Annotated in this window: 16 protein-coding genes; 5 read left to right on the top strand and 11 right to left on the bottom strand. The window is 39.6% G+C overall.

Features of this window, described 5'->3' with window-relative positions:
- Positions 1-22: 22 nt before the first annotated feature.
- The gene (locus tag AC3E9V_RS00555; RefSeq protein WP_488751229.1) at positions 23-844 is read left to right on the top strand and encodes a DUF4349 domain-containing protein; all 822 of its coding nucleotides are present in this window, start codon (positions 23-25) and stop codon (positions 842-844) included.
- Positions 841-1,341, top strand: coding sequence for a WG repeat-containing protein (locus tag AC3E9V_RS00550; RefSeq protein ID WP_488751228.1), 501 nt, complete (start codon positions 841-843; stop codon positions 1,339-1,341). The genes AC3E9V_RS00555 and AC3E9V_RS00550 overlap by 4 nt, the downstream gene beginning before the upstream one ends.
- A gap of 372 nt (positions 1,342-1,713) precedes the next feature.
- Here AC3E9V_RS00550 and AC3E9V_RS00545 read toward each other — a convergent pair whose 3' ends face one another.
- Positions 1,714-2,160 (bottom strand): DoxX family protein, encoded by a 447-nt coding sequence (locus AC3E9V_RS00545; RefSeq protein ID WP_488751227.1) that lies wholly within the window; start codon positions 2,158-2,160, stop codon positions 1,714-1,716.
- A gap of 45 nt (positions 2,161-2,205) precedes the next feature.
- On the opposite strand from AC3E9V_RS00545, the gene AC3E9V_RS00540 reads away from it, so the two are divergent.
- Positions 2,206-2,385 (top strand): hypothetical protein, encoded by a 180-nt coding sequence (locus tag AC3E9V_RS00540; protein WP_488751226.1) that lies wholly within the window; start codon positions 2,206-2,208, stop codon positions 2,383-2,385.
- Between the two features lie 62 nt (positions 2,386-2,447).
- On the opposite strand, the gene AC3E9V_RS00535 is transcribed toward AC3E9V_RS00540, so the two are convergent.
- From AC3E9V_RS00535 to AC3E9V_RS00490, 10 genes are all read right to left on the bottom strand, one after another.
- The gene (locus tag AC3E9V_RS00535) at positions 2,448-3,095 is read right to left on the bottom strand and encodes a DUF4097 family beta strand repeat-containing protein (protein WP_488751225.1); all 648 of its coding nucleotides are present in this window, start codon (positions 3,093-3,095) and stop codon (positions 2,448-2,450) included.
- A 35-nt stretch (positions 3,096-3,130) separates the two neighbouring features.
- Positions 3,131-3,931: a DUF4097 family beta strand repeat-containing protein gene (locus tag AC3E9V_RS00530; protein WP_488751224.1), complete on the bottom strand. Its 801-nt coding sequence runs from the start codon at positions 3,929-3,931 to the stop codon at positions 3,131-3,133.
- 149 nt (positions 3,932-4,080) lie between these two features.
- Entirely contained in the window at positions 4,081-4,836 is a 756-nt protein-coding gene (locus AC3E9V_RS00525; protein ID WP_488751223.1) for a hypothetical protein, read from the bottom strand.
- A gap of 7 nt (positions 4,837-4,843) precedes the next feature.
- Positions 4,844-5,380 (bottom strand): RNA polymerase sigma factor, encoded by a 537-nt coding sequence (locus AC3E9V_RS00520; RefSeq protein ID WP_488751222.1) that lies wholly within the window; start codon positions 5,378-5,380, stop codon positions 4,844-4,846.
- 347 nt (positions 5,381-5,727) lie between these two features.
- Positions 5,728-6,741, bottom strand: coding sequence for a carbohydrate kinase family protein (locus tag AC3E9V_RS00515; protein ID WP_488751221.1), 1,014 nt, complete (start codon positions 6,739-6,741; stop codon positions 5,728-5,730).
- A 19-nt stretch (positions 6,742-6,760) separates the two neighbouring features.
- Positions 6,761-7,918 carry a hypothetical protein gene (locus AC3E9V_RS00510; protein ID WP_488751220.1) on the bottom strand — a complete coding sequence of 386 codons (1,158 nt, stop codon included), beginning with the start codon at positions 7,916-7,918 and terminating at the stop codon, positions 6,761-6,763.
- Positions 7,900-9,789, bottom strand: a complete 1,890-nt coding sequence (locus AC3E9V_RS00505) for an ORC-CDC6 family AAA ATPase (RefSeq protein WP_488751219.1) — start codon at positions 9,787-9,789, stop codon at positions 7,900-7,902. The genes AC3E9V_RS00510 and AC3E9V_RS00505 overlap by 19 nt, the downstream gene beginning before the upstream one ends.
- A gap of 5 nt (positions 9,790-9,794) precedes the next feature.
- Positions 9,795-10,910, bottom strand: coding sequence for a phosphoribosyltransferase-like protein (locus AC3E9V_RS00500; RefSeq protein WP_488751218.1), 1,116 nt, complete (start codon positions 10,908-10,910; stop codon positions 9,795-9,797).
- A 3-nt stretch (positions 10,911-10,913) separates the two neighbouring features.
- Positions 10,914-12,806 (bottom strand): HAD hydrolase family protein, encoded by a 1,893-nt coding sequence (locus tag AC3E9V_RS00495; protein WP_488751217.1) that lies wholly within the window; start codon positions 12,804-12,806, stop codon positions 10,914-10,916.
- A gap of 483 nt (positions 12,807-13,289) precedes the next feature.
- Positions 13,290-14,054 carry a DUF3667 domain-containing protein gene (locus AC3E9V_RS00490; RefSeq protein ID WP_488751216.1) on the bottom strand — a complete coding sequence of 255 codons (765 nt, stop codon included), beginning with the start codon at positions 14,052-14,054 and terminating at the stop codon, positions 13,290-13,292.
- A 26-nt stretch (positions 14,055-14,080) separates the two neighbouring features.
- Between AC3E9V_RS00490 and AC3E9V_RS00485 the strand changes: the two genes are divergently transcribed.
- Both AC3E9V_RS00485 and AC3E9V_RS00480 read left to right on the top strand, forming a co-directional pair.
- Positions 14,081-14,407 carry a hypothetical protein gene (locus tag AC3E9V_RS00485; RefSeq protein WP_488751215.1) on the top strand — a complete coding sequence of 109 codons (327 nt, stop codon included), beginning with the start codon at positions 14,081-14,083 and terminating at the stop codon, positions 14,405-14,407.
- A 285-nt stretch (positions 14,408-14,692) separates the two neighbouring features.
- On the top strand, positions 14,693-15,694 hold the full coding sequence (locus tag AC3E9V_RS00480; RefSeq protein WP_488751214.1) for a glycoside hydrolase family 5 protein: 1,002 nt from the start codon (positions 14,693-14,695) through the stop codon (positions 15,692-15,694).
- Positions 15,695-15,696 lie beyond the last annotated feature (2 nt).

Below are 15,696 nucleotides of genomic sequence, written 5' to 3'. Positions count from 1 at the left end.
AAAGAAAAAACCACAAAGCGCTATGAAATACTCGTTCCTTCTACTTATCCTTTTTGCATTTGCCTGTGACTCTCCAAACTCAGGAAACAGGATGGCCCTGATGGATTCCGGAGCCAGCTTTGAACCCGTGGAATCCAAACGCTCAGACTCATTCGAAGACCAGCAATCTGAACCCCAAATGGCCAAAAAGGTGATCAAAACCGGAGATCTGAGCTACCAGGTAAAGAGTGTGAAAGACACCTATAAGAAAGTTAAGGAACTCCTGGGTGATTTTGATGCTTACATCGAAAATGAAAACCAGTCTACCCATGGAGACAGGAGCCAATATTCCATGACGATCCGTGTTCCGAGCGATCGTTTTGATAGCCTATTTGCCAGCCTGGCCAGCCAATCTGAGGTGGTTGAAAACCGATCGGTCAGACTGCAGGACGTGACGGAGCGTTATTATGACCTGGAAACACGACTAAAAAACAAAAAAGCACTGGAAGAGCGATACAGAGAGCTGCTGGGTAAAGCCACTTCCGTAAAAGAGATCCTGGAGATCGAACGCAGCCTCAACGAAATTCGCACAGAGATTGAAGTAGCACAGGGCCAGTTTGATTATCTAAGTAAGCAGATTAACTATTCCACCATTCACCTGAGTTTCTATGAGATCCTGCCCTATCAATATCAGCCGGAAAGTCGTCCGGGGTTTGCAGAGCGGATCAAAATCGCTTTGGGTGGTGGCTGGAGACTTTTCGTTTCGTTTCTCTTTGGTGTTATGCGACTATGGCCATTTATACTGGTTCTCGCTGTTGGTATCGTTTTATTCCGCAGGTATAGAAAAAGAAAGGTAAAAGGATGAGACCTCTCATTGTCGTATTTGGACTCCTGGCTTGCCATTTTTCAAGCTCGCAAGAAAATGACGATTATATCATACGGTTTGAATCCGATACGGGACACGGCTATGTGGCACCTTCTGGTGATACGGTTGTTTTTCCTGAAAAGTACCTGATGTGCTTTACGGATACCTTCCGAAGCATGGCCATTGTACTGGACCCGGGGATGGGTTACGTCGGGATAAACAGGAATGAAGATGTCCTTTTTAAAGTCTTCCCTTTTGACAATGGTCCTGACTATATTTCGGAAGGTCTCTTTCGGATCGTCAAAGGCGAGAAAATAGGCTATGCGAATAGGCTGGGCCAGATTATCATTGCACCACAGTTTGACTGTGCATTCCCTTTTGAGGGCGGCAGAGCGAAAGTTGCTTACACATGCTCGGAAAAGCCCGAAGGGGAGCATACCCGATGGATAAGTGATGATTGGTTTTATATTGATAAAAAGGGTGAAAAAATGAAATGAAGTCGCAAAAAATTTATCCCGGCAACCCGATCATCAAAAGGAAGCTACCTTGAAGCCGACCGGTTGATCCTTTCCATGTGTTTAAAGGTTGTCAAAAATCAGCGGTTTGCTGCCCAACTTTGATTGCGGCCAGCCAGGCATACCTGGTTGGACTTGGCGTCCCCGTATTCTCTCCCGATAGCTATCGGGATTGAGTTGAGGCTACGTGCCCCGGCATCATGCTCATTTCATGTGAGGTAGTTCCGCTATTTTAATAATGCTCTAAAGCTTCCCTCGCCGTTGTTGGTCTTGTGACCAACAACCCATTTTCAAGATGTATCATGCTGTTAGTGGAAAACACCAACATGGGCGAAAACTTCCTCCTCTACACTTTTAGTGACTTTCCAGAGCTTCTCTCTGCCGACGTATTTCATCCAATGAGAATTTGCCTGCTCCCATTACACTAAAGATCAATAAAGCCACAAGCGTAATGATAGAAACCTCCAGCTCAGACTGGTTGCCAACCATCATAAATCCTCTGGGTGCATTGATGAAAAAGATCGCACCGATGAGTACCGGAACCTGGATGAGACAGGCAGTCCGGGTATAATAGCCCAAAAGGATCAGCGGTCCACCCAGCAGATGAGCAAACAATACATAATGAGCAGCTAATACGGACATGTAAATGAGGTTGGTAGACATATCCTGAAGCTGCTCCAGATTCATTGCAAAAAAGACGCCTTTGTAGACAATAAATCCCCCCAGGGCTACCCGCAGTACGACGAGCCAGCTTACACGGTGCTCATCCCCCCAATGTTCGATTCTTGTAATAGCATTCATAACATCTTCGGATTTGGTTGTACCTATAATTTACTAAAAATCAGAGTGAAATACCAGAAAGTTGATTCCGGCATTGTAATGCTACAAAGCCTGCTCGCAATACTCCTCCACAATGGAGCAGATACGTTTCACCGGGCTATTACTTCTGACCAGTTAGGATTCAATGATGGCATTTTCAAAGCGTTTTTCATATTCCAACATGCTGAAGCCATCCTAATCACCTAGCTCCGGCATCAGGATGGCTTCAATCCCGGACACATGTGGTCCGGGTGTAATGATCCACTTACTTAGCCCTTTCTTAAGAAGATATTGCCACTAATTGTTTCAAAATTTAACATGGTACCCCCTTCATAGACTCTGCCTTTTACATCCATGCCCACAACCTGGCGAAGGCCGTCCTTGCCCTCCGGGTACTTGATGTCCAGGTCTGAATAGATTTCACCGGAGATGGTTTTGGCTTTGAAGTCAAGTCCCTTGTTGGGTTTTACCGTTACGTCAATGTCTCCTGAGATGGTTTTTAACCTGGTCTCTTTTCCATAAGGCTCCAGGATAAAGTTGCCACTTATGGTACTGGCTTCCAGTTCCAGCGTCTCCGGCAGATAGACTGTATAAAAAAGCTCAGAACTGAAGATGCAGTGATTATCCTTTTTCTCGATCTTCTTCCACATATCTTTATCCATAGAAATGGTGATGGTTTTATCCGACACATCCTTCTCCAGAGTAAAAATGTGGTCATACTCACCATCGTTGATGGAAACACTCACTTCCACATAGACTTCTTTTTTGTCCCAGGTCTTGATGGTAATATCGTCTGCAAAGTCAAAGTTTAGTTCAAGCAATCGCTGATCTGATACGCTAACCGATTCGGTCACTTTGGTTTGAGCATAAGCACACCCAAACACTATCGCTAGTATTATTGAAAATAGAACTCTCATTTCTTTTGTCTTTAGTCTCCCGAAATGTCTGACTACTACTTCGCCTTCCTGATATACACATCTCCACTGATACATTTCAGCGCTACCTCTACTCCTCCTCCGTTGAGGGTTGCTTTGGCAGACATACCTCCGCCAAAGCGTTTCAGGTCTTTGTCATCTCCAAATTTGAAGTCCATATCCGTGTAGACCTCCCCGGATACAGAGCTCATACTAAAGGTACCTTTGGTAGTAGCCGGAAGAGTAACATCTATATCCCCACTGGTGGAAGATAGCGATGTGGGTGAGTTTTGATTCAGGTTTGAGAAAACCACCTCTATATCGCCACTGAGGGTATGAGCAATGATGGGGCCCGTCACGCTTTCCAGCTTGAGGTCACCATTCTGGCTTTTTACCTCTACATCACTGGCCATGCCTTTGATCTCAATATCACCTGCTTGCCAGGTGTTCAGGTCTGCCATGATCCGGATATTTTTTGGTACTTTGAAATAGTACGTTCCATCATCCGCATTTCTACTTGCCGCACTTACCAGGATCCTGTTGCCTTCAGGGGTGACATTTAACCCAATCCCCGTATTCTCAGGGCCTGTAGCTGAGAGCGGTTTCAGCCCTTTCGCTTTTTCAGGGATTCCTTCGTAATCATCCGTTTCTATGACCATCTCATCTCCGGAAACTCCCTCTATCACAATGTCCGCAAATAGGTTTTTGATGACTATTGTCTGTTCACCCGGGTTATTCAGTTTCAATTTAAAATTGGATGCCGTAAGCGTGACATCATTCTGGGCTTTTAGGGCAAATGCCCCCAAAACCACCATACTCATTATCATTAATCGTTTCATCGTTTTTCTACTTTGAGTTTTTAATACTTACTTAATTCATAAATATTGGCTCGGTGGTACAGCAACCACTGTCCGAGTTGTTGTTTCTCAATATCTAAGTCCTGGATTATCCAGGCATTCATTTATCTTCAATTGGCCGTTTGAATTCATTATGTTAAAATTTCGATCGCTACTTCCGCCTGTTTCTTTACTTCAGGGGTCACACTATCTCGCTCCATAAGGTCTTTGATAGGCTTTATTGCCGTTTTTTCTTGCGCTTCTACCAGCATGGAGATCAAAAGGATCTGAATAAGCGGATCGTCCTGACGCTCCAGGGATTCTGATAATGCCAGCCGAACGCTTTCCTGACCAGTAAACCGGTTTAAGGCCTGTGCGGCAGCATACCGGACGTTCGGACTTTCATCCGTGTTAAGGGTAAGTACCAGCGTTTTAATCAGCTTTTCACTGGCCCGGGGAGATTCATCTTCCTCAATCATATTGACTGCCTTTATCCGCTCACTGGCCGTGTGTGACTGGAGGGTATTGACGGTAGCCATTTCCTTGAGAAGCTCCACCTGCGACTCCAGGGCAATGATCCTGTCCTGCTGGTCCGAAGGAGCGTACCTGCCGACAAAATAGCCAACTACCAACAGGGCGATCGCTGCGGCTATTTGCCAGTAGCCAAATAAGCTGCCAGTGGATGGAAGTTGTCTCTTTTCTTCCTCCAAAGCCCTTTCAAAGTGCATTCGGATGTTTACAGGAGGTTCCACATCCCGGGCGGAATCCATAGCCTGAAAAACTTGCCTCAGTTCCTCCACCTCAGACCTGCATTGTTCGCATGCATCCAGGTGCTCCGAAATGGATTTTTCCTGCTCCCCATTTTCCAGGTAGCTGATCAGCTCTTCGGGTGTAAAATGCTTTTCCATTTTATTCTCATTCATTTTCTTCAAAATACAGGGTGCGCAGCTGCTTGATGGTCCGGTGTACCTGCACTTTAATCGCAGAAACTGACGAGGACCTCAGCTGAGCGATCTGCTCATATTTCAGTCCCTCAAACTTGCTGAGCACCAGCAGCTCCCGTTTATCGTCGGGTAGCTTTTTCATTGCTTTCAGGAGTCGTTCCTCCTGCTCCAGCTGCACCAAATCATCTTCATCTGTCCGCTCCGGCATGACTTCTACCGGATTAAACTGGTCCTGATAAACTTTCATTTTCCGAAAGTGATCCTTCAGCTGATTGCGGGCAATCTGGAAAATCCAGAGCTCAAATCGGCTGCCTGGCTTGTACGATTTCCGGTATTTCATCACACGGATGAATACATTTTGCGTGAGGTCGCCACTGTCTTCTGCATTCAGTGTAGACTTCAGGAAATAGTTGTAAAGCCTCTTCTGATAGCGATCGAAAAGCACATTAAGCTTATCGAGGTTATCATTTTGCACAGCGATCATCAGCTGCTCATCACTTTCTTCCAAGATCGATCAGGTTTAGATTTTGATGATTTCAGATAAGTTACCTGAAAATGGATGGAAGGTTACAGGGGGTGGGAGATTTTTGAAAAGTTAGCGTTCAGTTCTAAATATTGAATTATCAACGATTAGCCTATGCGCCTTGGGAATTTGCTTGTAAAACACTAGCAGGAAAAGTCTCGTTGCGACCGGCCAGGTTGCTCACCACAAGCTGTAAACTAGCAAGTCATTTCGAAGGAGCCTTTCTCGACTTGTGCTTGTCAGGATTAATGACGTGGCAATCTCCCCAAGTATTTTGCCTTGCTGACCCGTCTAGACAAGGTTTGGATCCTATACACGTAAATATTATATTATCAGAGGACTGATGATAATGTGGGCACTTTAATTATTTCCTCAACTATGTCGTTATAGTCTTCAGAATTAAATTTTATACTTTCTTGATTGATACTTTCTGTAATGACTTTAGTGAAATCTGAACTTGACATATTGTACATAATTCCTCTTGCTCCATCAAATTGACAATTGATAGCACCTAAAAGTTGACCAAATCTCAAGCCTTTAACAAGACTATTCTTATCAAGGCTATCAAATCCTTTTAGTCCATTCTGACCGAGTTTATAAATTATTCCTGCAGAACTCCAATCTCCAGCACCAGCAGAATCTATTAAATTATCAATCTTATAGGCATTAAGAACTTCCCAGCCATTTGATTTGAATCTAAATCTCAAACCTTTATCACCTTGTGTTTCAATTTCAAGTGGTACCTGAGCTGATGGATACAACTCACTAAATCCTCTTATCCTTTCATTTGAAAATTTTAGCACATGTGTATATTGAAGACACTCAGTAAATAATTTTTCGTCCTTAGCTGATGATGGTTCGAAAAAAACTAATGCTCCTCTATTGTAATTGAATTTTGCCAATTCAACGGAAGCTCTATTCACTCTATCAAAATAAAAAACATCACAATTTGGCAACTTCTCTATTGTACTTGATAGGTTACGAACCAATAATGGACGATAGCTTGGCAACCATTTTTTGGATTCAGGATCCCTGAATTCAAATTTGTGCTTAGGATTACCTTTTTTATCTGTGAATATTCTATGAATTATTACTGGTGTACTTCCCTTTTCTTCTCTACTAATCAGGGTTGTATTTACCCCCCACTTTTCTAAATCCTCAATAACTATATCTGCGGCCTTGTTGATGGCAAGTCTTCCAATAGGATAGCTGGTCCATCCTAAAAATGAAAGTATGGTAAGTACATTACCACATGAACCACCTGTGGATAGCTTAGCTGGTGTTATTGGTTTACCATTTAAGATGGCATCTAAAGCTATCAATCCCGTTCCTACGCACCTTCCCAAAATTTCTAAATTTTAAAAATTAAGAATAAATATTTCCAGTGAGCCAAGATACAAAAACACCGCTATTATTTTTTAAATTTTCCATTGCTTTAAGGTCGGTAATTTCATAACCGAAAGAATCAATGTTGGAAATTCCTACATGGATTTCCTCATGATCCTTGAATTCATAAGCAGCTAACAGAGCTCCAACAGACAATAATTTGCTCGAAAAAGTTGAAATTACCGACTTACAACCATGCAATAGAGACAATGAATCATTGTAATTAGAAATGGTCTTTAGCAACTTCATGTAAACTTCAAAAGGATTTTGTTCATGAACAAACATTATGTTCTGAGGTTCTATCCGAAGGACATCAAAGAAGATTTCTGCATGTTGTTGGAAGATTGTATCGCTCCTTCTAGGGTTTTTAGATGGAAAAGGTAAAAGTGGGCAAATTTCGTTTGGTCTTAAATGTAGATGAGCCATTTCAAAATGAGGATGTTTGTTTTCACCAAGTAATGGCAACCAAACTATCGGTAGATTCTTAGATTCTAGCTCGACATTACCTCCAAAACCATGCGGATAGTGTATGTCCTCATCAATTTCTTTTTCTATTATTAATGAATCCAAATCAGCATTTTCGGATGTTAACACAAATAAGTTGGGTGCATTCTTTGGTTCAAAATAATTATCGATTATGGCAAGTAACTTACCAATCAGTGAAAAGTATATACCTCTTGGAAGAGAACTTATATCTACTACAATATCGTTGTACTTCTTGATATCATCATTATTGGTAAAAATATCCGATGCTTGCCTGTCCCCTATTCTTCTCTTCTTTCCTCCGCTTTTCTTCCAAACCTGGATTTTCTTATCAATTACTGTGTAAGAAGAGGTTAGCTCTTCAAATTCTTTATCATTTTTTCCAACTAAATCCTTATATTGAATAGACGGTGAGTTAGCCCCTTCATCAAAGGAAATCGACATTATTTCAATGTTGGCTTGTGGATCAACACTTAGCAGTTTCTCTAACCCGAAGTTCATTCTAACGTCAAAACCTTTTCCAAGAACGTATAACAATTCTTGTCCTGTTTTTGAAAGATGTTCTTTCCAAAATGAGTCAATTTGAGATTCATTGATCCACACATAATCTTCCCACCTCGGTTCCAATCTTTTTTTTATTTGATGTTGATCCATTTCATAAGTTGTTCAGGTTTAAACTTATTCCATCCACTATATGTAAGAGGTAGATCATATCTTATACAGAGCCATCTATTTAGAAAATAGACCTGCCAAACTTGACCTTTTAATCCTTGTCTTACTTCCCTTACCTCCAATAGGTTATATGTTAAGCAAGTCATTATCATATTCCTTAACACCTTGTATGTTTCAGATTCTTGCCATTTAGACTCCTCGATCAGCTTATAGGAAGAGTTTTCATTTATTGCAAACCCATTAATTCCTGGGGCGTATGATGCCGTTTGTTTATAGGTTACTGACTTAAAATGCCTTCCCATTGCATCTAGAAATAATTTAACAAACCTGGAGTCTGGAACTAAAGAGGATAGTTGATTCCATTTCTTTTTCGCTATGTCTCTAATTATTTTATCCTGCTTTTCTGGAGAGACTGTAATTTCATTTCCTAATAGTTTCTTGGAAATCATTACCTCGAATAACTCTGAGGAGAAAGAAAGAAACTGATCAATATTATTAGTAGCAATACTGGATAAATCATCAAACCCGTAATAATATGGGATTCTACTCTTTTGAGAAATGAATAATCGTGCAGCGTTTTCTAATGATGAGTCTATTTTAGATTTCAATTCCTCAACAGACAAGTCAAATTCGAAGGCTAATTGATTTTTTTGTAGGTTTCGGTGCATTAGAATTTCAGCCTCTTTGTAAAGAATGGCCGTCTGCAAATCATGCCCTTTGTTCTCTGTGATATAGGAATACCAATTATGAAATTTGGAATTGTATTGATGTAGTGAATTTATACTCGTTTCGGTTTCTTCAATACATTCTCCTATGTCCTTAGCTAATTCAGCCTCATCAATTTGATCAATAAGATTTTCTTGAAAAGAAGTAACATCCTCAGTTGATATTGACGCTCTTTTAGATGCTATTTTGGATAGAACCTTTTTGAATTTACCTGGATTCCTATGCCAGATGTCCTCAAGATTGAGTTCATTATAGTCCCTATTGATAAATGATCTGAAGTCAGATAGTGATTCTAATCGTTCGGAAATCCATATATTAGAATGATTTCTATTTTCGGCTAAGTATTTTAAATAAGATTCTCTTTGCTTCACCGAAAGCTTGTGAGCATCATCAATCATAAAGAGAATCTTATCTACTATTTGATTACCATCAATTGATAAATACTCTGGTTTCAAAATTGCTGTAGAAAATGGTTCATTATGCCCAATAGCTTTTAAATTTTCTATAGGGAGAAAACTATCCAGAACGTCATAAACATCTTTTTCAACACTAGATGCCCAATCATACAGCTCTTGGCCGTTACATGGAATTTTGAGACCCCTTATTTGTTCTTCCAGCCCCACTTCTGGCGAAAACTTGATTTTCTCAAGATCTTCTGGAAATCTTAAATCCTTTCTTAATTCAACTATTCCCTTAAGGGTTGCTAATATTACTCTTGAATTAATGAGCGAATAAAATAGACGCTTTCTACGTGCTTCATCAATATTTATATCCTCTAGAATCTCATAATTACGAGTACATCTTAAAATAACTCCAAGCAAGTGTATTCCTGCTTCATCCACGACACCTAGTTTCTTTAATGGATTATATAGTTCTTTGTAGAAATCCTGGGATTTGTGATTAAAAATATAGTTAAGAGACTGTGACTCAAAAACTCTTAGTAAGGAGGTCTTTCCAGCGCCTGGAGAACTTCGGATAAACAATAAATCACTCCAAAGCTCCCCCTTATTTTGTCTTTCTACTAGTAAATCAAGTACATCAGGGCTAAACAATTTCAGGAAATTTGCATCTGATTCTATTTTCTCAGATGCTCTCATTTTGAATGGATTTCTTAACTTATTACTCATTCCCCTTATTCTTTATGTCTCGTTACTCTTGGGAATAAGCCCACGTACTTTTTATCCTCAGGAAACCATAATATTGGGAGAGAATTATTTGGAGTATTGTGGTTAAGAATTAACGGAAGGGAACATTCATTGAACCCTAAAAAAGGCCTATCATTTGGCCCTTTTGATACGCCATTTTCAAAACCTTTCCTGTAGTGTTTATCTTCTATACTCTCGTCATAATATTTCTCGATTATTCTAAGGAAATCGTCATTTTTTAAAACTGATTCTTTAACATCATTATCAATAAGTTGAACTACGTCAACTGAGTACTCAAACTCAAGATTGTTTTCCTCTTTCCATTTTGCGATTTCCTCATCAATATAATTTCTACCTGTTAGCGTAGCTATGTAAAACAGTATGTGAATGGAAATTTCGGAACTATCAATTAAACTACTTACATGATTCTTGTCCTCTTCACTATCGATAAAAATAGATTTTAAGAGCTTTAATATCTTTCCACTATTCTCATTTGCTCTCCAATAGCTTTTACCACTAGCTGTAAAATCATCAATCAAAAAAAGAGTATTAAAAGTTTCAAAACTCTCAATTTCCTTATTCAATTCCTTTTGAAAATCTTCTGCTTTATCTTGTGAAATTTGATAGGTGGGATAAACTTGTTCGTTACTAATTCCACTTGATCTTCGGAATAAATCAATTTTTGAACCATCACTCAATCCTAGATACAAAGATCTTCTTTTGTTTTGTTTGAATAGTTCGCTCGTAACTATAGTTTTTATGGCATATTCACTTACTTTAAGACCAATAGCAGTTTTCCTTAAAAGAATTGGTTTGATTTTAGCTGAATAAGAGAGATTGACTAAATGTGAAACTTGATCGTTTGAGAAGAATATCAATTGCTCTATTATGAATGCATAAGCTATTCGTTTATCCTCTAGATTATCAAATTGTTTCAACCACCCTACTAAACTCTCGATAAATCTCTTGCCTGGTGAAAACTGCTGATATTCGTCGTATTTAAAGCTAGAAATAGCTTGTAATAAGGGTCTTTCATTTTTCACCTCTTCTTCCGTCCATTCTAGAATGGAGCATAATAGTCTTTCAGCAAGGGCGGTGTTCATTGACTAAAATTTTATTCTCATAAAATTACCGTTTTTTATGATTTTATCAAGATAATACAATGCAGAATCTGTGTTTTTCATTCCTGGTTTTGAAAGATTCCAGCAATTTTCAGGATTAGAAGAGACTTCATCTACACTCAGGGAATAATCTGTATCAAGCAATTGATAATCGTTCCCAGGCCATTTACCTCGATCTCCAATGCAAAGTACATCCAAACCCAAGCCTTTTTTTACCTGATCCTTAGCACATTCTTCAACTACTTTGATTTTTGTGATGTGACTAGGAATAATGTCAATTGAATGACTCGATTCTAATACTCTCAATTCACCTATATGTAGCCTAATTATTTCTTCCTGCAATTGTGATCTTATTTTTAGCCAATTAAATGAATCTGAAGTTTCAATAGTTAGCTGATGAGGTCTGAGCTCCATGCACAATGTTTTGAATTTTGGCATATACTTCAGTTTATCATGAACCTCCTTTAATGGATGATAAATTTCTAAACTCCTATTTGGAATGGCTTTATTACTTAGTTTCCCAATCTGACCTCCATTGTAATATCCGATTATTACTGAATCCCAATACTCTTCAGGTACAGTTGCTTGAAGGCTTTCTCTAACGGATTTACCTCTGCCAGTTGCTATGCCAATTATGAATCCAGCCTCTAATATCTGTATTACTTGTTCTGCAATACCTTCGCTTATACCTTTTATATACCTGTTTTTTTCTGAGGATATAGTTCCATCATAATCAAATACTATCGCTCCAAATTTTCCCTTCTGAATTCTTCTTATAAAATCATTGTAATGCTCTTCCCAGATTTCTATTTCTCCACTTTGCTGCTTTTTTAAGCTTCGAGCTTCTATTTTTCTCTTGATAGCAATATCAATCTGTTTTAATTTCTTGCCCTTAATTAAGTTTGAAAATCTTAAGTTATACAGTTTACTTCCATAATCAGGTACTCCGGGTCTTCCTGGGTCAATACCCTGCAGTTCACCAAGTTTATTTATTAAATAAAATGACTTGATTAATAAATCGATAAGAGCTCTTGGTGTCTTGTATGAAGATTTTAGTATCAGACGAGGAATGGATTCTGGAATAAGTTCTATTGTCTTAGATGCCAAATTATTATCCAGGTCAGTTTCAATTGCAAGAATTGCTGATTTACTGCCTCTTTTGTCAAACCAATGATGCCTCCCATGAGCAAAATTTCTATAGTCAGACAGTAAAACGTTTATCAGTGCCGCCTCTGTGCACTTAGATTCTATGTCATAAGCAACTCCTTGTGACCATCCACTGTAGAGCACAACTAAAGAATAGTCGGGCGAAATAGAGTTTACGAAATGGTCTATTCTCTCAATATTGTATTTGTTGTCCTCAAATGAGATTCTGTCAGTTCCTTTAAATATTCTATATAAAATACCGAAGAAAGAAACCAGTGAGTTAGTTGCTAAAAACCCATCTTTTCCAGTTGGAATATTAAAATCATAGCAGGTCGATATGCTATACTTTTTGCTCAATTGACTTAGGGCTGAGTTTCTTCTCATCGTAATTGAGATTATTTGTTTTGCCTCTTGCTCAATCGCTATTTTAAAAGCGAATTTTATATCGTTGTTTTTCCCACTTGCACTAAGGAACAAAACAGTAGAAGAGCTAATGATCGATTTTGCTGATAACAATTCAAGAGGTGTCATTGCTTTTGCAAATTGTCCTCGATCTTGTGCAAGCGTGGCAGCAAAATGACATGCACTTAATGAACCCCCAGACCCTACAACTAGTAATGGCTGATTGGTATTTTGAATTATTACTTTATATAACTCAGAAAGATCTAAGCTATTAACCCAATCCATAGTTTCATGGATTTTTTCTAACTCCTTTATGAAAGGTTTTCCCATTTATTCAATTAAGTTTTTGAGCAATGATTAAAATGTGGCTAGTAGAAAGAATAAATCTACTAAAGAAATTGTTGGTATGTTTGAATGAAAATTTTAGCTCTGGTGAAGCCCCACACATTTCACCTCTCCTGCGTTTCCCCTTCATGAGAGTTGAAAGAGTGCTCATGATCGTAAACGATTATATAACAATATTTGTGATTTGCGTATGCGCAGTATTTAAGACGCTTGTAGCAGAATCAGAATGGCTCACAGTTTGACTTTTCTCTGGCCTGTATTTGCTCTGACGCTCAAGTCCTGTGAAGTAAGATTCGAACCTTTCTTGAGGAGGAAACATTTTACCGTAGTGAGTTTTGCGATACTTTTTACACTTGATAGCGTAGTAACATGCTTCGAAGTAAATGATCTCCGTCTTTGAAAGAATACGAAACGGTAAATACCTAACACAGGAAGAAGTGGGTTCTAGAATAGATGCTTTACTTATCCCTAATACCTCCCCACATAAATCAACACCGCAATCCCGATAAACACAGCTACAATACTCAAAACGTAGATCAGGTTGAGCAAAAGCAGTTTAAAAAAAGTCGTGACCCACTTTTGATCGTAGACCTTTCGCAGGGAAACCAGCAGGTATACTTCAATAAGGCACACCGACAAAACCAACACCCATTGGTTGGTGCTGTAACTCTCACTGAGAATGTACGAACTGACTACGATGTAAATGGAAAAAAGCAACAACACAAATGCATGAAAGTGCAGGGAGAAAATGAAATGTGAAACGTAAAAACGACCCCTCTTTCTAAAAATCACGTAGGTGATAAAAGCAAAAAGGGGTAATAAAAAGAAAAACAGCCGGGGCATCCACACATTAAAATATGCATCGAAAAAAGCTGCATCCAGCTCTTCGCCACTTACCTGCAATGGCTCCTTGGTAGAACCCAGCAAAATAAAAAAGACAATACTGATGAAAATATACATCCTCAAGGGTGGGATATACCTTACCCTGCGTCCGGCCAGGTACTCATTAGTGAGATGACCGGGGTTAAGTAGCAGGGGAACTACGCTGCGAATGATCTTAGAGTCAAACGTGAAGTAATCACCCAGAAAATCCAGTATAAATTGTTTGAAGTAAACGACACGCTCTTTATCCTCCTGACCACAGTCAGGACAAAAATGATAAGTGGTTTCTAACTGAAAACCACAATTCTTGCATATTTTAGTATCTGAGTGTCCCACTGCTTTAAGATTCACAACGAAAATAAAAGGTTGCACATTAAATGAAAATTATTGGCGCTTTCTGCTTCCTGTTTTTTCTTGCCCTTCTGTCTGCTCAGGGCCAGAAGATCGTTGTGGACAGTTCCTTTACAAACGACTACATCAAAAAAGAAGCCTTGCAGCCAGCCTCCGAAGAGGAAGAAAAGGTAGAAAGCCTGGGCGACCTGGCTGCTAAAATAGGCGAGGGCATCTGGAAAAGACTCAAATACCGCCTAAACCTGGAAGGTGTAAAAGAAACACTGGAGGCCAAAAAGGAGAAGTATGTGGGTACAAAAGAAGAGGATGACGATAAGATCAACACCACCCGGAACCAATCTGACAGTGACTAGTGCCTAATGGCACAAATAATCAGTAGAAACAACGAACTGGCAATCAACTATTTGCGACACATTTTAAATGTAGCTTAATTCTGCAACTTAACACCAGTGTGAAGATTTCTAAATTCCCGAACCAAAAATTCGCTATTTCGCAAAAACTTTGTCTTCTAAACTGCCTCTGAAAAAGAAGTAGATCAGTGGCTTATGGTTTTTTTGATCCTTCATGTTGCACATTTGAATACCCTCTCCTATTCTTCATAGTGCTACTTTTGATCAAACTCAAAAGCATCGCTTTCCATGAAAAAAGTTTTTTCGTTCCTTCCAATCTACATGATCTGCCTGATTGCCACCCCTCAGGATGCATTAATGAGCAGACTTTCCGTATCGGGAAACCAGTTTGTAAATGAAGCCGGAGATGTCGTAGTATTGAGAGGATACAGCACCAGCGATCCTGATAAACTAATGAAGGATGGCAAATGGGAAAAAGCTTATTTTGAGGAAATCCGCAAGTGGGGAGCCAATGTCGTTAGATTCCCCATTCATCCACCGCGATGGCGCGAGCGAGGGCAGAAAGGGTACCTAAAGCTCCTGGACCAGGGAATTGAGTGGGCTTCAGAAAACAACCTTTACGTGATCCTGGACTGGCATAGTATAGGCAACCTCAAGTCCGGGCTTTTCCATTTACCCATTTATGAAACTGACCTCAAAGAGACGTTTGAATTTTGGCGGCTGATCGGGCAAAGATATGGGGATAACCCGACTGTAGCGTTTTATGAACTTTACAATGAACCCACTACCCATAATGGCAAATATGGAATATGTACGTGGGATGAGTGGAAATCCATCAATGAAGAAATGATCACGATTGTCAGGGCTAATGGCGGAAAAGGCATTCCCCTCGTAGCAGGATTTAACTGGGCTTATGATCTGACTGAAGCATGTGAAAGCCCCATTGCTGCGGAAGGCATAGCTTATGTAAGCCACCCCTATCCGCAAAAACACCCAAAACCCTGGGAAGAAAAATGGACCATGGACTGGGGAAAAATGAAAGAAAAATATCCGGTGATACTTACAGAGATAGGTTTTGCCTATCCTGAGGAACCTGGCGCCCATATACCGGTGATCAGCGATGAAAATTATGGAGAGACGATAACAAACTACTGCGACAGCCTGGACATTTCTTACGTTGTTTGGGTTTTTGATGCCCGTTGGTCTCCCAGTCTATTTAGCAACTGGGACTATGAACCTACCAGACAGGGAACCTATTTCCGAAAAAAGCTGAGAAGCTATTCGGAATAAAG

Source organism: Marinoscillum sp. HNIBRBA16962 (assembly GCF_057801515.1).
This window is presented reverse-complemented; position numbering and strand designations above follow the sequence as displayed.